At 67.9% G+C, this 19,469-nt stretch carries 19 protein-coding genes; 15 read left to right on the plus strand and 4 right to left on the minus strand.

The annotated features are described in order from the left end of the window. Positions 1–299 precede the first annotated feature (299 nt). Complete coding sequence (locus C468_RS05125; RefSeq protein ID WP_004046948.1) at positions 300–575, plus strand: PadR family transcriptional regulator; 276 nt, start codon at positions 300–302, stop codon at positions 573–575. A gap of 238 nt (positions 576–813) precedes the next feature. Further along, positions 814–2,154, plus strand: coding sequence for an aminotransferase class III-fold pyridoxal phosphate-dependent enzyme (locus C468_RS05130; RefSeq protein WP_008847812.1), 1,341 nt, complete (start codon positions 814–816; stop codon positions 2,152–2,154). Between the two features lie 41 nt (positions 2,155–2,195). Here C468_RS05130 and C468_RS05135 read toward each other — a convergent pair whose 3' ends face one another. Beyond that, positions 2,196–2,843: a non-canonical purine NTP pyrophosphatase gene (locus C468_RS05135; RefSeq protein WP_008847813.1), complete on the minus strand. Its 648-nt coding sequence runs from the start codon at positions 2,841–2,843 to the stop codon at positions 2,196–2,198. A gap of 120 nt (positions 2,844–2,963) precedes the next feature. Between C468_RS05135 and C468_RS05140 the strand changes: the two genes are divergently transcribed. The 6 genes from C468_RS05140 to C468_RS05165 all read left to right on the plus strand — a co-directional run bounded on the left by C468_RS05140 (position 2,964) and on the right by C468_RS05165 (position 8,310). Next, on the plus strand, positions 2,964–3,356 hold the full coding sequence (locus C468_RS05140; protein ID WP_008847814.1) for an SHOCT domain-containing protein: 393 nt from the start codon (positions 2,964–2,966) through the stop codon (positions 3,354–3,356). 59 nt (positions 3,357–3,415) lie between these two features. Next, positions 3,416–4,741 carry a 5'-deoxyadenosine deaminase gene (locus tag C468_RS05145; protein ID WP_008847815.1) on the plus strand — a complete coding sequence of 442 codons (1,326 nt, stop codon included), beginning with the start codon at positions 3,416–3,418 and terminating at the stop codon, positions 4,739–4,741. A 131-nt stretch (positions 4,742–4,872) separates the two neighbouring features. Then, entirely contained in the window at positions 4,873–5,874 is a 1,002-nt protein-coding gene (locus C468_RS05150; RefSeq protein WP_008847816.1) for a DUF4382 domain-containing protein, read from the plus strand. 116 nt (positions 5,875–5,990) lie between these two features. Beyond that, positions 5,991–6,314 (plus strand): BolA family protein, encoded by a 324-nt coding sequence (locus tag C468_RS05155; protein ID WP_049912067.1) that lies wholly within the window; start codon positions 5,991–5,993, stop codon positions 6,312–6,314. A 48-nt stretch (positions 6,315–6,362) separates the two neighbouring features. Beyond that, positions 6,363–6,809, plus strand: coding sequence for a hypothetical protein (locus tag C468_RS05160; protein WP_008847818.1), 447 nt, complete (start codon positions 6,363–6,365; stop codon positions 6,807–6,809). Between the two features lie 91 nt (positions 6,810–6,900). Further along, positions 6,901–8,310: a class II fumarate hydratase gene (locus C468_RS05165; protein WP_008847820.1), complete on the plus strand. Its 1,410-nt coding sequence runs from the start codon at positions 6,901–6,903 to the stop codon at positions 8,308–8,310. Positions 8,311–8,902: 592 nt separating this feature from the next. On the opposite strand, the gene C468_RS05170 is transcribed toward C468_RS05165, so the two are convergent. After that, entirely contained in the window at positions 8,903–9,424 is a 522-nt protein-coding gene (locus C468_RS05170) for a hypothetical protein (protein WP_008847821.1), read from the minus strand. 226 nt (positions 9,425–9,650) lie between these two features. Here C468_RS05170 and sucC point away from each other — a divergent pair, with 226 nt between their 5' ends. From sucC to deoC, 5 genes are all read left to right on the plus strand, one after another. After that, positions 9,651–10,796: an ADP-forming succinate--CoA ligase subunit beta gene (gene sucC, locus C468_RS05175; protein WP_008847822.1), complete on the plus strand. Its 1,146-nt coding sequence runs from the start codon at positions 9,651–9,653 to the stop codon at positions 10,794–10,796. Then, a complete protein-coding gene (sucD, locus tag C468_RS05180; RefSeq protein ID WP_008847823.1) occupies positions 10,793–11,662 on the plus strand; it encodes a succinate--CoA ligase subunit alpha in 870 nt (289 codons plus the stop codon). The genes sucC and sucD overlap by 4 nt, the downstream gene beginning before the upstream one ends. A gap of 93 nt (positions 11,663–11,755) precedes the next feature. Continuing rightward, positions 11,756–14,386 (plus strand): hybrid sensor histidine kinase/response regulator, encoded by a 2,631-nt coding sequence (locus tag C468_RS05185; protein ID WP_049912069.1) that lies wholly within the window; start codon positions 11,756–11,758, stop codon positions 14,384–14,386. A gap of 110 nt (positions 14,387–14,496) precedes the next feature. After that, positions 14,497–14,814: an ArsR family transcriptional regulator gene (locus C468_RS05190; RefSeq protein ID WP_008847825.1), complete on the plus strand. Its 318-nt coding sequence runs from the start codon at positions 14,497–14,499 to the stop codon at positions 14,812–14,814. 181 nt (positions 14,815–14,995) lie between these two features. Continuing rightward, entirely contained in the window at positions 14,996–15,667 is a 672-nt protein-coding gene (gene deoC / locus C468_RS05195) for a deoxyribose-phosphate aldolase (protein ID WP_008847826.1), read from the plus strand. Positions 15,668–15,766: 99 nt separating this feature from the next. Here the strand turns inward: deoC and C468_RS05200 are convergent, their stop codons facing one another. Beyond that, on the minus strand, positions 15,767–16,990 hold the full coding sequence (locus tag C468_RS05200; RefSeq protein WP_008847827.1) for a CBS domain-containing protein: 1,224 nt from the start codon (positions 16,988–16,990) through the stop codon (positions 15,767–15,769). A 217-nt stretch (positions 16,991–17,207) separates the two neighbouring features. Between C468_RS05200 and C468_RS05205 the strand changes: the two genes are divergently transcribed. Both C468_RS05205 and C468_RS05210 read left to right on the plus strand, forming a co-directional pair. Further along, positions 17,208–17,615 (plus strand): DUF2267 domain-containing protein, encoded by a 408-nt coding sequence (locus C468_RS05205; RefSeq protein WP_008847828.1) that lies wholly within the window; start codon positions 17,208–17,210, stop codon positions 17,613–17,615. Between the two features lie 77 nt (positions 17,616–17,692). Next, the gene (locus C468_RS05210; protein WP_008847829.1) at positions 17,693–19,015 is read left to right on the plus strand and encodes a tRNA (N(6)-L-threonylcarbamoyladenosine(37)-C(2))-methylthiotransferase; all 1,323 of its coding nucleotides are present in this window, start codon (positions 17,693–17,695) and stop codon (positions 19,013–19,015) included. A gap of 23 nt (positions 19,016–19,038) precedes the next feature. Here C468_RS05210 and C468_RS05215 read toward each other — a convergent pair whose 3' ends face one another. Further along, the gene (locus C468_RS05215; protein WP_008847830.1) at positions 19,039–19,299 is read right to left on the minus strand and encodes a glutathione S-transferase N-terminal domain-containing protein; all 261 of its coding nucleotides are present in this window, start codon (positions 19,297–19,299) and stop codon (positions 19,039–19,041) included. Positions 19,300–19,469 lie beyond the last annotated feature (170 nt).

A 19,469-nucleotide genomic window follows, 5' to 3' on the forward strand; every position in this document is an offset into this window, starting at 1 on the left:
ACCGCCCCACCGCCCCGTCGACCGCCTTTCGCGAACGCCTCCCGGAGACCGTTGACGAACAGCAGAGGGCCCCTTCCGCCGCGCTCTCCTCGTTGCCGGGCGATCGCTCGCCGCGGCGAAACTCTCACAATTCGGAAATGACGCGGTCCCGGCTCAACGGCGATCGAATCCGAAAGACGGTTGATACGCTGACAGAACTGATCTCGGCATATACGCGGATATGGCGGGGTCACGGAGAGATGGGCGCTTCTTATAACGGTATATTTATTTATTCAGGATGGGTATGTACGAGCCGTTGCATGTACGACCTCACAGGTTTCCAGCGTGACCTGCTCTACGTGATCGCCGGTCTGGACGAGCCTCACGGACTCGCAATCAAAGAGGAGCTCGAGGACTACTACGAGAAGGAGATCCACCACGGTCGGCTCTATCCGAACCTCGACACGCTCGTCGAGAAGGGGCTCGTCGAGAAGGGCCAACGCGACCGGCGCACGAACTACTACACGCTGACCCGGCGCGGCCGACGCGAGATCGACGCGCGGACCGAGTGGGAAGCGCAGTACGTCGACCACTGACTGACCGACCCCTCGGCTCCGGCGCCGAGACGGCGGTCCGTAGCGTCCGGTCTCTCGCTCGTCTCTGCTCTTCCCGTCCTCCGCTTTCTCCGCTCTCCGCTCCAACGCCCTCCGCTTTCTCCGCTCCGTGTTCCCACCAGTTTTCATCCATATCGACCGATCTGCACCGGAGTTAGATATTTCTCCAACTCAGCGCGGACCGCCTTGATTTTATTCTCCTCGGGTGTCACTCGTCGACATGGATCGCCACACGGCCACCCCCGAAGTCACCGACCTCCCGGGCGACCGCGCGCGGGAGTGGGTGGAGTACCACCACGAGTCGGCCGCGCCGAGCACGTACGTCTACGAGTTCGTCTGGGACCGCACCGCGCCCGCCGAGGGGCCCTTCTGTACCGACGTCGACGGCAACGTCCTCATGGACTTCACGAGCCACGTCGCCGCCGCGCCGCTCGGGTACAACAACCCGCTGATCATGGAACCGCTCGCGGAGTTCGACCTGGTCGACCCGCTGAAGATCGCGGGGCAGGACTTCTACGTCGCCGGCGGGGAGTCGCCCGGCGACGGGCTCCCGGGGTCGTCCGGGCTGATGGAGCGGCTCACGGAGGTCACCGCCCACTACGACATGGACACCGTCTTCCTCTCGAACTCGGGGGCGGAGGCGGTCGAAAACGCGATCAAGATCGCGTACGACGACTCCGACGGCGCCAAGCACGCGATCACGTTCGACGGCGCGTTCCACGGCCGAACGCTCGGCGCGCTCTCGCTCAACCGCTCCAAGTCCGTGTACCGCCGCGAGTTCCCGGAGATCAGCGGGGTCCACGACGCGCCCTTCTGTGACGACCGGACCTGCACCGCCGAGACCTGCTCGTGCGGCTTCTTCGCCGACGGCGACTCGCGCCTCCGCGAGAAGCTCGACCCCGAGCGCGGGCACATCGACCCGGACGACGTGGCGTACCTGATCATGGAGCCGATCCAGGGCGAGGGGGGCTACCGGTTCCCCTCGGACGCGTTCACCGACGAAATCGCGGCCCTGGTCGACGAGCACGACATCACGCTGATCGCCGACGAGATCCAGTCAGGAGTCGGCCGCACCGGCGAGCTGTGGGGTTCCGACCACTACGCCCTCGAACCCGACGTGATCTCCAGCGCGAAGGGGCTCCGCGTCGGCGCGACGATCTCCCGATCGGACGTGTTCCCGGAGGAGAAGAGCCGGCTCTCGTCGACGTGGGGCGCGGGCGACGTCATCGCCTCCGCGCAGGGCGCGCTCACGCTCGACGCGATCCGCGAGCACGACCTGATGGACAACGCCACGGTCCGGGGACGACAGTTCAAGGAGACGATGCGCGACGCCGACCTCCCGGGCGTCGACGACGTGCGCGGCAAGGGGCTGATGCTCGCGTTCCAGTTCGACTCGAAGGAGCGCCGCGACGCGGTCCTGGAACACGCGTTCTCTCGCGGCCTGCTCACGCTGGCGTGCGGCCACGACGTGCTCCGGATCCTCCCGCCGCTCGACGTCACTGAGCGCGAGATCGAACTCGGCTGCGACCTCCTCACCGCGGCGATCGCCGACGCGGCCTAGGCGCCGTTTCGACCGCCGTCGCCGCCCCGCGACCTAACGGCTCACCGGTCCGCGTACCATTCGGCGAACTTCTCCAGCGCGCGGCCGCGGTGCGACACCGCGTTCTTCCGGTCGGTGTCCATCTCGGCGAACGTCTCGCCGTCGTGTTCGAAGATCGGGTCGTAGCCGAACCCGCCCTCCCCGCGTGGCGCGACGATCCGACCCGGGACGTACCCCTCGAACAGCTTGACCGGGAGCACGTCGGCCGACTCGCCTTCGTCCGCGGGTTTCCCCTCCCCGTTCGGCCCCGCCGCCGCGGCCGCGTCGCGGTCACCGCGGTCGATCGGGTCCGGGCTCGCGGCGAACCCGTCGCCGTCGCAGTAGCCGAGCACGCAGCGGAACGCGGCCCGGCGGTCGTCGAGGTCGGCGGCGATGTCGTGGACGCGCTCGATCCCCAGCGTCTCCTCGACGTACGAGGAGTAGGGCCCGGGAAACCCGTCGAGCCCCTCGACGAACAGCCCCGCGTCGTCGACGAGGACCGGCCCGCCGGCGTGTCGGTACGCCTCGCGCGCGCCCTGCGCGGCGATCGGTCCCAGCTCCGCGGCCTGGATCTCGGGGTAGTCGAAGTCGAGTCGCTCCACCGAGCCGTCCCGGAGGTAGCGCTCCGCCTCGCGCACCTTTCCGGGGTTCGTCGTCACGTATCTGAGCACGGGTACGGGTGAGAGCGGCCGGAACGAATAGCCGTCGGTCGCGGGCGACGGCGGGCTCGCCGACCCGACAGACGGGCCTTCGGCAGTACGCTTTTGTTTATTCGTCAACACCTCCCGCGTATGTCCCTCCCGACGTTCGAAAAGAAGCGCCTGATCGGGCTCATCGCGATCCTCTCGTTCGGGCTCACGTCGCTGTTCGCCGTCCTCCTTCCGGTGGTGCTGGAACCGCTGATCCCCGCCACGTTCATCCTCGGCTTCTTCGTGTTCATCCCGCTGGTGGCGCTGCTCGGGGAGGACTTCCCGCTCGTCGCTCCCGAGGCGGCGGACGGTCGGTCGGCCTCGACGACCGCGACGGCCGAGGACCCGCTGGCGACGCTGCGCGAGCGGTACGCGACCGGCGAGATCGGCGAGGAGGAGTTCGAGCGGAAGCTCGACCGACTGCTAGAGACGGAAGAGCTCGAGGGCCGCGTCGACGACGGCCCAGACCGTGAGCGCGAGGTCGAGTTCGAGTAGCCGGACGGGAGGGAGCGAGGGACACCGTCTTAAGAGTCGACCGTCAGGAACGGACGGACATGCTGATCGCCGGAACCGTCATCGCCGACCTCGAGACCGTGGTCCCCGACGGCGCCGTCGTCGTCGAGGGAGAGACGATCGCCGCGGTCGGGGACGCCGAGACCCTCCGCGACGAGTACCCCGACCACGAGCGGCGCGACCTCGACATCGTCGCGCCCGGGCTGGTCGGCGGGCACGTGCACTCGGTGCAGTCGCTCGGCCGCGGGATCGCCGACGACGCCGCCCTGCTCGACTGGCTCTTCGACGCCGTGCTCCCGATGGAGGCGGCGATGGACGCCGACGCGACCCGCGCCGCCGCCGAACTCGGCTACCTCGAGTGCCTCGAATCGGGGACGACGACCGTCGTCGACCACCTCTCCGTCAACCACGCCGAAGAGGCGTTCGAGGCCGCGATCGAGACGGGGATCCGCGCGCGCCTCGGAAAGGTGTTGATGGACCGAGAGTCGCCCGAGGGGCTGATCGAGGACACCGACGCCGCGCTCGCCGAGAGCGAGGCGCTCATCGAGGAGTACCACGGCGCCGCCGGCGGCCGGGTCCGGTACGCGGTCACCCCCCGGTTCGCCGTCACCTGTTCGGAGGCGTGTCTGCGGGGCTGCCGCGCCCTCGCCGACCGCCACGACGGCGTGAGGATCCACACGCACGCCAGCGAGAACGAAGAGGAGATCGAGGCGGTCGAGGCCGACACGGGCAGCCGAAATATTCTGTGGCTCGACGAGGTCGGGCTCACGGGGCCGGACGTGACGCTGGCCCACTGCGTCCACACCGACGAGGCGGAGCGGGAGGTGCTCGCCGAGACCGACACGGTCGTCACCCACTGCCCCTCCTCGAACATGAAGCTCGCCTCGGGGATCGCCCCGGTCCACGACTACCTCGACCGCGGGATCACGGTCGCGCTCGGCAACGACGGGCCGCCCTGCAACAACACGCTCGACCCGTTCACCGAGATGCGACAGGCGAGCCTCCTCGGGAAGGTCGACGCCCGGGACCCGACCCGGCTCCCGGCCGCGACGGTCCTGGAGATGGCGACGACGAACGGCGCGCGCGCCGCCGGCTTCGACCGGCTCGGCACACTCCGGGCGGGCCAGCGCGCCGACGTAATCGGACTCACGACGGACCGCACCCGCGCCACCCCCATTCACGACCCGCTCTCGCATCTGGTGTACGCCGCCCACGGCGACGACGTGGTCTTCACGATGGTCGACGGACGGGTTCGGTACGAGGGCGGCGAGCACGTCGGAATCGACGCCGACGCGGTCCGCGAGCGCGCGACGCGCGAGGCGAAGCGCGTGGTCGAGGTGGCCGGCATCGAGACGGTCGAATCGTAGCTCTCGGCGATGCGGTCGGCGGTTGTTGATAACGGACTGAGACGATCCCCCGCAAAACGGGCTTAATCCGCGCTAATTCGGATAGCGTATCTCCCTTATATACCCGTACGGGGCGAGTTAGGTGACTCACGATGACTGACCAACCGCGGACGACAGGCGACGACCGCTCACAGGACACTCCCGCCGACGGCTTCCGGCGACGGGAGTTCGTGGCGCTCGGCGCGGGCGCGACGGCGACGATGCTCGCTGGCTGTGCCGGCGACGGCGAACTCACCCCGTCCGGCGGCTCGGACGGCTCCGACGGTTCGGAAACCCTCACCGGCAACTTCCGGCTCCTTATCAGCGACGCGCCGGCCGACATCGCCGACTTCGACCAACTGAACGTCACCCTTGACGAGGCCCGGATCTTCCAGGCGCAGGACGAAGACGGGGAGGAGGAAGATGACGAGGAGGAAGATGACGAAGAGGAAGATGACGAAGAGGAAGACGACGAGGACGACGAAACCGACGATGCGGAGGCGGACGACGAAGACGAGGGGACCGACCAGTCCGGCAACGAGACCGTGGACGAGAGCGCCCCCACGAACGGGACCGCGGAGGAAGACGACGGCGACGCGACGGACGACGAAAACGACGCGACCGACGACGAAAACGAAGAAGCGGACGACGGTGGAGACGATAACGACGAGGACGACCGCGGCTTCACCGTCGTCGACCTCGAGGACGCGACGGTCGACCTCACGCAGGTGATCGAGGACGACGCGATGGCCGTGTTCGACGGTGAGATCCCGGCCGGGAGCTACGAGAAGATCGAGCTCTCGGTCACGACGGTCGAGGGGATCGTCGACGGCGAGGAAGTCGACGTGAAGCTCCCGAGCGAGAAGCTCCAGATCACGAACGGGTTCGAGGTCACCCCCGACGAACCGGTCAGCTTCGTCTTCGACATCAACGTCGTCAAGCGGGGCAAGAACAACGGCTACATCCTCAAGCCCGTGATCGCCGGGAGCGGCGTCGCGGGGCGGGACGTCGAGGTGAACGAGATCGACGACGAGGATGGCGAGGACGCCGACGACACCGACGACGGGTCGGGCGACGCCGAGAACGGAACGGCCACGAACGAGACCGCGAGCTGATCGACACCGCGAGCGGATCGACAACGCGGCTGACCCGGTGCCCGAAGCCGAACCGGACGCGGCGCCGGACGTCGACCATGCGGTCGCTTTTTGACGAGGCGGACCCGATGACGCGTATGACCATCGATCCGTCGGCGATCGCCGACCTCATCGAGGACGGGATTCCGGACGCCGTCGCCCGCGTGACGACCCCGCGCGTCCACGACGACGAGGACGAGGACGCCCACTTCGCGGCGTGGGTCGTCTCGCCAGCGTTCGAGGGGGAGTCGCTCGTCGACCAGCACCAGCGGGTGTACGACGCCGTCGGCGACCACATGACCCGGTCGGTCCACGCCCTAGAGATCAAGACGTACACCCCGGAAGCGTACGCGGAACACGGCGACGGCGCCCTCGACGACGACCTCCGGGACGCGGGGCTGTTCCCGGTCGACGAGGCGTAACGACTCGGCGCCGCTCCACCCTCACCACCCCCTGCTCCCCGAACCACAATGCGATCCGCCCTCCGCGGAACCCTCGCCGGCGTCTCCGCGCTGGCGTTCGTCGCGCTCGGTGGCGCCCTCTACGTCCGCACCGCGCCACCGTCGGTCCTCGTCGGCCTCGCCGTCGTCGCGCTCGGGACGCTGCTGGCCGTCGGCGGTCGGCCGGCGCTGTTCGAACTGCTCGGGCGGGAGCCGGGCGCGGACGGCGATGAGACCGCCGACGCGATCGCCGCCGACGATCCTGACTGGTGGCTCGCCCGGGTTGAGCCCGCGCTCGACGACTCCTGGAACCGGTGGTCCGAGGCCGTCCTGACCCTCGGGCTCGCGGCGGTCGGGATCGGCTCCTTCGTGCTGCTCGTGACCCATTCCGGCGAAGACCCGCCGCTCGGACTGCTCGTGACCGGGACGCTCGGGATCAACGGCGCGCTGCTGACGCTCGCGTTCGTGTTTGAGTAAGGGACGAGTTCGAGCGAAACCGGCTTCCCGTGCGGCGGGAACCGTGACCGCTTCCAGTAGCTTTTACCCGGTCTCGCGGGAACGCGCACGTATGAGCGAAGACTACCGCACGGAGGAGGACAGCCTCGGCGAGATGCAGGTGCCGACGGACGCCTACTGGGGCGCGCAGACCCAGCGCGCCGTCGAGAACTTCCCGATCTCGGGGATCCCGATGAGCCGGCGGTTCATCCGCGCGCTCGGCGTCGTCAAGAAGGCGGCCGCGCAGGCGAACCGCGACTTGGACCTCATCGACGACGACACCGCCGACGCGATCGTCGCCGCCGCCGACGAGGTCATCGCGGGCGAGCACGACGACCAGTTCCCCGTCGACGTGTTCCAGACCGGCTCGGGCACCTCCTCGAACATGAACGCCAACGAGGTCATCGCCAACCGCGCCGCCGAGATCGCGGGCGCGGAGATCGGCGACCGGGTCGTCCACCCGAACGACCACGTCAACTACGGGCAGTCCTCGAACGACGTGATCCCGACCGCGATGCACGTCGCGGCGCTCGAGGCCGTCAAGAAGGACCTCGTGCCGGCGCTCGAAACGCTCCACGCCGAGCTGGAGGCGAAGGAGGCGGCGTTCGACGGCGTCGTCAAGACCGGCCGGACGCACCTCCAGGACGCGACCCCCATCCGGCTCGGGCAGGAGTTCGGCGGCTACCGCACCCAGACCGCGAAGGGGATCGAGCGCGCCAAGAGCGTTCAGGCGAACCTCCGCGAGCTCGCCCTCGGCGGCACCGCGGTCGGGACCGGCCTCAACACCCACCCCGAGTTCCCGGAGCTCGCCGCCGAGTACATCTCCGACGAGACCGGGACGACGTTCCGCGAGGCGGAGAACCACTTCGAGGCGCAGGCCGCCCACGACGCGATGGCCGAGGCGCACGGCGCGCTCCGCACGATCGCGGGCAGCATGAACAAGATGGCCAACGACCTCCGCCTCCTCGCCTCCGGCCCGCGCAACGGGCTCGGCGAGGTCGAGCAGCCCGAGAACCAGCCCGGCTCCTCGATCATGCCCGGGAAGATCAACCCCGTCGTCGCCGAGTCGGTCAACCAGGTCCACAAGCAGGTCGTCGGCAACGACGCCGCGATCTCGGCCGGCGCCGCGCGCGGCGAGATCGACCTGAACCTCTACAAGCCCGTCATCGCACACAACTTCCTCGAATCGGCGGCGCTGTTGTCGAACGCCGCCGAGACGTTCGGCGAGCGGTTCGTCGCGAAGCTGGAGGCCAACGAGGAGCACTGCGAGACGCGCGTCGAGCAGTCGATGGCGCTCGCGACCGCGCTCAACCCCGCGATCGGCTACGACAAGGCCTCGAAGGTCGCGAAGACCGCGCTGAAAGAGGGCAAGAGCGTCCGCGAGGCCGCCGTCGACGCCGGCTACCTCACCGAGGCGGAGGCGGACGAGGTGCTCGACCCCGAGGCGATGACGCACCGCGTCATCCTCGGCGACGACGACTGAGCGCCGGCGGATCCGAAGCGCGGCCCTCGTCATTTACGGCTGAACCGATGTTACGGTCGACAGTTCGGTCGAGCGAGTTTGCTACTCTGACGACTATTTATAAATGAACGAGGCGGTGGCGCGCTCCGGTAAGCGCCCACCGGGCGCGAACCAAGCCCGAGGGAGGCGGCGGGCCGGCGCGGGCGGAGTCGCGCCGGCCCGCTCGTTGAGGCTGGGGAGGCGTGAGGTGTGGTCGCTGTGCCGGGCGGGACTCAAAAGAGCAGTCGCGAGGGCCATCCCTGACGACGCAAGGACCGCACCGAGTCACGCGAGCCGTCGCGGCTGCCCATTTGAGTGAGGACTACTGATCTGCACTCACTCATATATAAACAATCGTGTCGCCGACTGCGCCAAGAAGGAACCAACCGCAGAGTTAGACGTATGACGCCTGAGTTCGCGGACGGCTACCGCCAAACCGGCTGACTCGTCCAAAGGAGGATAGCAAACGCGATACCGATCAGCAGATAGCCGACCCAATTTATCACCGAGACTCCTGTAAACGCTCCGAATCCAAGCGAGACGACACCGCCCGCAAGTATCAAAATAGTCCGGACTACCCACTTGAACAGCTCGTCGATATCGCCAGTGTTGACTGATTTTGTGGCCATGGTCGGTTCATCCAGTCGATCCGGATCAACGTCTCCGTTTCCGGCTCGGATTTCTTCTCGACTGAATCTTCTTTCCGCTGGGATGGTAAATCTTCCTCACCGTTGGTGGATTCGCCGGTAGTCTCAGAGAGCGTCTGCTGTTCCGTATCTCCGCGGAAGAGGGATAGCGACACCAACGGGAAGAACAATGCCACAATCGATAGCAGGGCCAGTCCCAGTCCAAGAGCGGTGACACTTATCAGTCCCAACAGCGAGAGTCCCGACTCAAATGCGAGACTCATCGCCGCAACGATCGCGGCCACGAAAAGCAAACTAGTCGCGACGAGTAGCCGACTCACGTACTCCAGTAGCTCGTCCGGGACGCGTTCGTTCAGCACATCCGTTCGAAGAATCTGGACCACCAGAATCGCAATCAACGGAACGGAAATCGCGGCGATCTCCAAGACTCTGAGGGCGAGCGAAATCATTCAGACGGTCACCTCTACAGTCCAACACAACATACTATCGGGTAGGGGTAGTATCACGTGAAAAGGCACCCGATCGGGTTTCGATCGAGTACGTCGTCACGGAGGAATACACGATCACCGGACGAGCTCCGGGCTCCACAACCGCTACCACCTCCGGAGGCCCGGTACTCACCGCTCGCGCCGGATCGGCACAATTTAAGCCGCCGTCGGTCACGATTCAACACGGATGAAACTACACGAACATCAAGCGAAGACTATCTTCGCCGACGCTGGGATCCCGGTACCGGACTCCCGGCTCGCGACGACCGTCGACGAGGCGCTCGACGCGGTCGACGAGATCGGCTACCCGGCCGCGATCAAGGCACAGGTCCACGTGGGGGGCCGCGGCAAGGCCGGCGGGATCAAGATCGCGACCGACCGGGAGGAGGCCGAGCAGTACGCCGAGGAGATCCTCGGAATGGACCTGAAAGGGTACACCGTCGACGAGGTCCTCGTCGAGGCCGGCGTCGACTTCGTCGACGAGCTGTACGTCGGCGTCACGATGGACCGCGGCGAGGGGAAACCGGTCCTGATGGTCTCGACCGAGGGCGGCGTGAACATCGAGGAGGTCGCCGAGGAGAACCCGGACGCGATCGCGCGCGAACACGTCGACCCCGCGTTCGGGCTCCACCCGTATCAGGCCCGCAAGGTCGTCTACGAGGCCGGCGTCGACGCCGACGTGGCGCTCGACGTGGCCTCGATCCTCTCGACGCTGTACGACCTCTACGAGGAGAACGACGCCTCCGAGATCGAGGTCAACCCCGTCATGATCACGAGCGACCGCGACGTGGTCGCCGCGGACGCCGTGATGAACATCGACGAGGACGCGCTGTTCCGGCAGCCCGACCTCGCCGAGATGGCCGAGGCGTCCTACGAGGACGACCTCGAACGGAAGGCCGGCGAGTACGGCTTCGACTACGTCCGCCTCTCGGGCAACGTCGGCATCATCGGCAACGGCGCCGGGCTCGTGATGACGACGCTCGACCTGGTCGACTACTACGGCGGCGCGCCCGCCAACTTCCTCGACATCGGCGGCGGCGCGAAGGCCGAACGGGTCACGCAGGCGCTGGATATGGTGTTCTCCGACCCCAACGTCGACAGCGTCGTGTTCAACATCTTCGGCGGGATCACCCGCGGCGACGAGGTCGCCAAGGGGATCAACGAGGCGCTCGCCGAGTTCGACGAGATCCCGAAGCCGGTCGTCGTCCGGCTCGCCGGCACCAACGCCGAGGAGGGGATGGAGATCCTGAACACCGACCTGATCGAGGTCGAGAAGACGCTGGAGGAGGCGGTCCAGCGTGCGGTCGCGAACGCCGAGGAGGTGTCCCAATGAGCATTTTCGTCGACGACGACACGCGCGTCGTGGTACAGGGGATCACCGGCGGGGAAGGGAAGTTCCACGCCGGCCAGATGATCGAGTACGGCACCAACGTCGTCGCCGGCGCGGTGCCGGGCAAGGGCGGCCAGGAGGTCGACGGCGTCCCGGTCTACGACACCGTCGACGAGGCGGTCGAGGCGGAGGACGCCGACGCCTCCGTCATTTTCGTGCCGCCGGCGTTCGCCGGCGACGCGATCTTCGAGTCGCTGGACACGGATCTGGACCTCGCGGTCGCGATCACCGAGGGGATCCCGACTCAGGACATGGCGAAGGTGAACAAGCGCCTGAGCGAGACCGACACCCGCCTCATCGGGCCGAACTGTCCGGGGATCATCACGCCCGGCGAGGCGAAGCTCGGCATCCTCCCCGGCAACATCTTCTCTGACGGCAACGTCGGGCTCGTCTCGCGGTCTGGCACGCTCACGTACCAGGTTGTCGACAACCTCACCGAGCGCGGGCTCGGCCAGTCGACCGCCATCGGGATCGGCGGCGACCCGATCATCGGCACCTCCTTCATCGACGCCTTAGAGGCGTTCGAGGCCGACGCCGACACCGACGCGGTCGTGATGTGCGGGGAGATCGGCGGCGAGGACGAGGAGCAGGCCGCGCGGTTCATCGGCGAGCACATGGACACGCCGGTCGCCGGCTTCATCGCCGGGCGCACGGCGCCGCCGGGCAAGCGGATGGGCCACGCGGGCGCCATCGTCTCCGGCTCGGGGACGGGCACCGCGCAGTCGAAGATCGACGCGCTCAACGACGCGGGCGTCCCCGTCGGCGACACCCCCGAGGAGGTCGCCGACCACGTCGAGGAGTTCCTGTAAGCAGGCGAGCGGCCCGCTTCACCCGCCTCGACCCGTTTTCAGTTTTGGATACCGGAGCGAAAGGTAAAATTACCAGTAGAAAGAGGTGTGAGTATGAATACCGATCCCACGGGCAGCGGGAACGGGCCGGAGGCCGACGCTTTCCGGGGGTCGGAGCCGGCGGGGGGCGGGCCTCGGCGGGTGCTCCTCGTCGACGACGAGCCGGGCGCCGCCGACCTCGCGGCCACCCACGTCGAGCGCCTCGTCGACGGGGTGGAGACGGTGACGCGGACCGCGCCGGCGGACGCGCTCGCCGTCGTCCGCGATCAGCGAGTAGACTGCGTCGTCAGCGACTACAACATGCCGGGCACGGACGGGCTCGAGCTCCTCGAAGCCGTCCGGTCGATCGACCCTGGACTCCCCTTCGTGCTGTTCACCGGTCGGGGGAGCGAGGAGATCGCGAGCGAGGCGATCTCGGCCGGCGTCACCGACTACCTCCAGAAGGGCGGCGGCCGCGACCGGTACGAGATGCTCGCGAACAGCGTCGAGAACGCTCTCGACCGTCGCCGGGCAGAGCGCGACCTCCGCGGGGTGAACGCGAAGGTCACCGCGATCCACGAGTTCGCGACCGAGGTGTCCGGGGCCGAGAGCGCGACCGATGTGTTCGAACGCGTCGTCGACGCCGCCGAAGAGATCCTGTCGTTCGACCGCTGCGTCACCGCCCGCCGCCGCGGCGACCGCCTCGTCCCGGAAGCGCGCTCGGCGAACGTCGGGGAGGAGGAAGTCAGGACGTTCGACCTCGGCGAGGGCGTCGTCGGGACCACCGTCGCCGAGGAACGGACCATCGTCGTCGACAACCTCAGCGTCGACCCGGCGGATCCGGACGAACTGGAGGACCCGACGGACCCAGGTGTGTCCCGGCGGGGACCGGCCGCCGGGACCGCCGGGGGCGCTGCCCCCGCGAGCGAGGGCGACGCGAATGCACCTCCCGACGCGAACGCCCCTACCGAGGCCGAAGAACTGGCCGATCCGGTGGCCGACGACATCCGCTCCGCGATCAGCGTCCCGATCGGACCGTACGGGGCGTTTCAGGCCGTTTCTGACGGGTACGCTTCCTTCGACGGCGGCGACGTGGAGTTCGCCGAGCTGCTGGCCGCCCACGCCGCCGACGCGCTCGAACAGATCGAGACCGAGAACGCGCTCAGGAGCGAGCGCGACAGGCTCTCGGCGCTGTTCGAGGATCTCCCGCTACCTGTCGTTAGGACCGCCTCCGCGGAGGGGGACGAGCGGCGGCTCGACGCGACCAACGAGGCGTTCGAGGAGACGTTCGGGTTCTCGGACGCGGCGCACGGCTACCGAGAGATCCACGACGCGATCGTCCCCGAGGGCGACGAGCGCATCGACGGCGGCGGGGTTCTCGACGACGGCGAGCCGATCCGACGAGAGGTACGCCGGCGGACCGCGGACGGGCTCCGGGACTTCATCCTGAACGTGATCCCGGTCAGCCGGTCGGACGAGACGATCGTCTACAACGTCTACGCCGACATCGGCGAGCAGAAGCGAGTGGAACGCACCCTCCGGCGGCTCCACGAGACGACGCGAGAGATGTTCCGCGGCGGGGACCGCGAGGAGATCGCGGCGCTGGCGGCGCGGGCCGCGATCGACATCCTGGAGTTCCCGGCCAGCGGCGTCCGGCTGTACGACCCCGACGCGAACGCGCTGTCGCCGACCGCCATCAGCGAGGAGGCGACGGCGGCCCTCGGCGAGCGACCCCCTTACGGGCCCGGCGACGGCCGGCTCTGGGAGGCGTTCGAGACCGGCGAGCCGATCGTCGTCGACGACCTCGACGCGGTCGAGACGGCCATCGGCTACGGCATGCACCGGAGCCTGCTCGTGGTCCCGCTCGGCGACCACGGCGTGATGCCGCTCGGCTCCCGCGAACCGGGATTCTTCGACGACACCGCGGTCCAGCTCGCGCGGGTGCTCGGTGCGAACGTCACCGTCGCGCTCGACCACGCCCAGCGCACGGCCCAGCTCCGCGACCGCGACGCTGAGCTCAACCGGGAGATCGACCGCCTCGAGAAGTTCGCCGGGCTGGTCTCGCACGACCTCCGGAACCCGCTCAACGTCGCTGCGGGGCGGCTCGAACTCGCCCGGGCGAACGTCGACGACGCCGACGCCCTCGACGAGCTCGACCGGATCGGCGATGCCCACGACCGGATGGAGGAACTCATCGACGACCTGCTCGCCCTGGCGCGGCAGGGGCGCACGGTCGACGAGCTGGAGTCCGTCCCCCTCGCCGACGCGGCGGCGCAGGCGTGGCGGACCGTCGACACCGTGGACGCGACCCTCGCCCGGCCGGACGAGTCGCTCGCCGTCGAGGCGGACCCGGAGCGCCTGCGCACGCTGCTGGAGAACCTGTTTATAAATAGCGTCGAGCACGGCTCGCCTGACGGTCGGGCGGCTCCCGACGGTAGCGTCGAGGGCGGCGACGCGGACTCCGCGTCGGCCCCCGACGGCGTCACCGTCCGCGTCGGCGCGCTTCCGGACGGCTTCTACGTGGCGGACGGCGGCGTCGGCTTCGGGATCGGCCCCGCGGAGGCGACCGAGTACGGGGCGTCGAGCGACCCCGAGGGGACGGGGTTCGGTCTCGCGATCGTCCGCGAGATCGCGGCCGCACACGGGTGGGCGTTCGACGCGGTCGATGACGACGGCGCGCGGTTCGAGTTCCGGACCGACGGCTGACGCGGGAGCGCGGGCCGAGCGGAGGCGGCATATATAAATCGGTCGTGGACGTGCGAACGCTGCGCACACCCGGGCCACGGTTATGCACGACTCGACCGTGTGTATGGGGTATGGACGAAGGCACCCGCGAGCTTCTGGAGCCGCTCCCGCCGAGCGCCAAACTGGTCTACTACGTTCTCGACGAGGAGGGTCGGTTCGACCAGACCGGGCTCGCCGAGGAGACGCGCCTCTCGACCCGAACCGTCCGGTTCGCGGTGGAGAAACTCACCGAGGTCGGGCTCGTCGAAGAGGGGCTCTGCCCCAAGGACGCTCGCCGGTCCGTGTACTCGTCCGTCGCCGAGCCGGAGCGGTCGACCGGGTCCGATCCCGACGCCGCCTCCGAGCCCGACGCGGAGGCGCCCACGGCGACCGCGGTCGCCGAGGACTGAGCCCGGGCGGACGATTTCGAAACGGGGTCGTGAGCGATCGCGACCCGATCGACTCTCGCTCGTCCGTCGAGTACCGCCCCGCACCCTCGTGCGAGCCCGTCACCCCGCCGGGGGGAGCGACGGCGCGCCGGAACGTTTCGAGCGGCGGACATACTTATCCTCTCGAACGCTATATAGAGACATGTCACTGGAAGATACACTTCGTGACGACCCCGAGCGGGTCGCGTCGATCATCGACCACACGAACGTCGACCCGACCGCGACAGAAGCGGCGATCCGGACCCTCTGCGAAGAGGTCCTCGAGTACGGCTTCTGCTCGGCCGTCGTCGTTCCGTACCACGCGGCGCTCGCGAGCGAACTGCTCGACGGGGACGCGAACGTCGTCGCGGTGGTCGGGTTCCCCTACGGGATACAGAACTCGGCGGCCAAACGGAGCGAGGTCGAGGCGCTCCGCGAGCACGTCGACGAGTTCGACATGGTGATGAACAGGACCGCGTTCGCGAACGGCGATCGCGAGGCCGTCGTCGACGACGTCGAAGCGGTCAGGGACGCGGTCGGCGAGAAGACGCTGAAATGCATCATCGAGTCGCCCGCCCTGACGCCGCCGGAGATACGGCGGGCCGCCGGACTCGTCGAGGAGGGCGGTGCCGACTTCGTCAAGACCGCCGTCGGGTACGACGGGCCGACGGCCACCGAGGAGATTACGGCGATCCGAGACGCGGTCGGTTCGGACACCCAAATCAAGGCGTCGGGCGGGATCTCCACCTTCGAGGAGGCCCTCGAGATGGTGGCCGCGGGGGCCACCCGGATCGGGGCCTCCTCGGGAGTGGAGATCTACGAATCGACGCAGTAGCCTCCGTCCGACCCAGCGGCGCGGCGGGGCCGGTCCGGCCATTCGTCGCCGGGCCCGGTCGCGATCAAGAAACCCTCGCGCAGAGCGGAGCCGTCTCGGTCACTCTGCGCCTTCGAGTATCCACCCGAAGCGCTTCTCCCAGAACTCCTCGTTCCGGGGCTTCTTGTTCCGTCCGTACGTCTTTTTATCACGTATCTGGCGCTCGAGAGCGTCTCGCGTCTGGTTGAGCGCGTGGCTCGCACCGTACCCCTCGGCCGAAGCGATGTACAGGCCTTGGTCCGTGTGGAGCCGGATCCGGGCCAGCAACAGCGGCGTGCCCCGAAGCTTCTCGTCGTGTTTGTGAAGATGGACCTTCGCATCGAGGATCTCCATCCCGTGGTCCCTGTCGTCGAACTTCTCGATCATCTCCACGATCTCGCCGTACTCCACGTCGTCGAGGAGGTCCGCGTTGTACACTTGGACGGCGCGGGTCTCGTCGGCCTCCCACGTCAGCGAGTCGAGGATGTCCGTTTTCGTGACGATCCCCGCCAGCTCACCGTCCCGCTCGACGACCAGCGACGATGCGCCGATCTCGAACAGCTCCTCCACGGCGGTTTCGAGCGTCCGGTCGGGTGCGATCGCCCGCACCGGCGACGCCATCACGTCTCGAACCGGCAGGTCGATGACTCGCGCCAGTTCGCCTTCCCGGGCACCGAAACCGCCCCGCTGCGTACGCCCGTCGCTGACAGCTGTGCCGTCGGTGTCCGCTTGCGTGTCACCCGCGTCTCCGCCTTGGCTCCGAACCGCACTCCGAACCGTCAGATCCATCACATCGTAGAGACTGAGGATCCCGACCGCCGTGTCGTCCTCCACGACCGGGATGTGCGTGATCCGGTTTTCGCGAAAGACGTTGAGCGCCTCGCCGACGCTCGTTCGCGGTTCGATCGTGATGGCGTCCGGCGAGTACGCTTCGTCGACCGTGGCGGCGTCGAGGAACCGCTTGACGTTCTCCAGCAGGTCGTCTGCGGTAACGACGCCGATCAGTTCGTCGTCGTCGAACACGGGGAGCAGCCGCGAGCCCCCGTCGATCATGAGCCGTGCGACCCGCCGGACGTCCTCGTCGGGCGTGACCCGGGGAACGTTCCAGACCACCGACTTGAGCTTCTGATCCGGCTGATGGTGCGAACTCGCGAGCTGTCGCCTCGTGACGACTCCCTCGAACTTCTCTCCGTACACGACGACGCCGGCGACTGACGGGTCGTCGAACGTCCCAACGAGCTTTGAGACCGGTGCGTCGGGAGGAAGCTTCACGTACTCCGTCGAAACGATGTCTGTTATCTCCATGAGTGTGGGTGTGGTTCCGTGTTGGTCGGGCGGGCCAGTTCCACCGCCGCCTCGTCAACAGTTACATATTTGTCATTCGCTCTCAAGTAGTCACTGACTGTTCTCGGTACCCGGCAACCCGTATTTCACTGTCTCGTCGCTGAACGCCGGCGGTTTGGTTTCCAGACGGTGAGAATACTCAGTACAATTGACATGCCTCCGCGACGTGGATTTATATATGAACTTCGACGAATTCACCGGAGAAGTGCAGCACCGACTCGAACTGCCCGGGACGGGAGAGACGGTGCGGGCGATCCGGGCGACGCTCATGACGCTCGGGCAGCGGATTCCCGAGGGCAACGCGGCGGACCTCGCCGCCTCGCTGCCCCTCGAGATCAAGTGGTACCTGACGGGCGCGGTCCACGACCACGGCCAGCGCTTCGACTGGCAGGAGTTCGTCGAGCGGGTGAGCGAGATCGAGCACGCGGACCCGGCCGACGCGGCCTATCACGCCCGGGTCATCATGGACGTCGTTCGGTCGCAAGTCCCCGAGTCGGACTTCCACCAGCTCCGGGACATGCTTCCCGAGAGCGAAGACTCCGAAAACTGGGGGAGCCTCTTCGAGGTCGTCGACGAGGGGCGCTGAGACGAGCCGACGCTCGCGGCGCACTCGACCCCGATCCGTCGTCCTTTTGACCGCGCGTCAGTTACTACGCATACTCGATGGCGACGTATCACATCGAAACGTACGGCTGTAGTTCCAACCGGGGCGAGAGCCGGGAGATCGAGCGGGCGCTGCGCGACGGCGGCCACCGCCCGGCCGACGGTCCCGAAGACGCGGATGTCGCCATCCTCAACACCTGTACGGTCGTCGAGAAGACGGAGCGGAACATGCTCCGACGCGCCGAGGAGCTGGAAGACGAGACCGCCGAGCTCGTCGTCACCGGCTGCATGGCGCTCGCGCAGGGCGAGACGTTCGAGGAGGCCGGCGTCGACGCCGAGATCCTCCACTGGGACGAGGTCCCCTCCTACGTGCTCAACGGCGAGTGCCCGACGGTCACCCCCGACGCCGAGCCCGTCTTGGACGGCGTCGTCGGCATCCTCCCCATCGCGCGCGGCTGTATGAGCAACTGCTCGTACTGCATCACGAAGTTCGCGACCGGCCGGGTCGACTCCCCGTCGGTCGAGGAGAACGTCGAGAAGGCCCGCGCGCTGGTCCACGCCGGCGCCAAGGAGATCCGGGTGACCGGACAGGACACCGGGGTCTACGGGTGGGACGACGGCGACCGGAAGCTGCCGGAGCTGCTCGACCGAATCTGCGACATCGACGGCGAGTTCCGAGTCCGGCTCGGGATGGCCAACCCCGGCGGGATCCACGGCATCCACGAGGAGCTGGTCGAGGTGTTCGCGGACAACGAGGAGCTGTACGACTTCGTCCACGCGCCGGTCCAGTCCGGCTCCGACGAGGTGCTCGAGGAGATGCGCCGCCAGCATCGCGTCGAGAAGTTCCGCGAGGTCGTCGAGACGTTCGACGACCGGCTCGACCACTGGACGCTCTCGACGGACTTCATCGTCGGCTTCCCGACCGAGACCGAAGCCGATCACGAGCGGTCGATGGATCTGCTCGCCGAGGTCCGCCCCGAGAAGATCAACGTCACCCGCTTCTCGAAGCGCCCCGGCACCGACGCCGCCGAGATGAAGGGGCTCGGCGGGACCGTGAAGAAGGAGCGCTCGAAGGCGATGTCCGAGCTGAAGATGGAGGTCGTCGGCGAGGCGTACGAGTCGATGGTCGGCGAGACGTTCGAGGTGCTCGTCGTCGAGGAGGGGACCGGCGACTCCGTGAAGTGCCGCGACGGCGCCTACCGCCAGATCATCGTCCAGAACGCGACCGAGCGCGGCGTCGACGTGGGGGACTTCCTGGAGGTCGAGGTGACCGGCCACAACACCGTCTACGCGTTCGGCGACCCGGTCGACGAGGGCGGAGCGGGCGAGGGCGAGCCCGTCGAGGGCGACGACCCCTCGGAGTCGGTCACGTCGTCGGCGTAGGGGTCGCGGTCGACGCGTGGCAGCTATTTGTACTGTTCTTTCAGGTACTCGACGATGGCGTCGCTCTCGTACATCGTCACGCCGCGGTCGGTGTCGACGAGGTACGGGATCTGATCGTCCCCGACGGCGGTGAGCTTCTCGTGGGTGACCTCGTTGGTCACGTCGCCGCCCACGTCGCCCGGGAGACGGGGGTTGTGGGCGACGTAGGAGACGCCGAGCTCCGAGAGCGTCTCCCGGACCTTCGTGCAGTGCGGACAGCCCTCCGACTGGTAGAGTTCGATCATGGCGTCGGTCGATCGTTGGCGCCGACCCGGCTAAAACGCTCCCGTCGATCTCATGCGCTGGCTCCCGTCGATCTCATGCGCTGGCTCCCGTCGATCTCATGCGCTGGCTCCCGTCGATCTCATGCGCTGGCTTCCGGCCGCCTCACTCGCTGGCTCCCCGCCGCCTCTCC

Origin of the sequence: Halorubrum kocurii JCM 14978, assembly GCF_000337355.1 — an archaeon.
In the GTDB taxonomy this organism is placed as follows: domain Archaea; phylum Halobacteriota; class Halobacteria; order Halobacteriales; family Haloferacaceae; genus Halorubrum; species Halorubrum kocurii.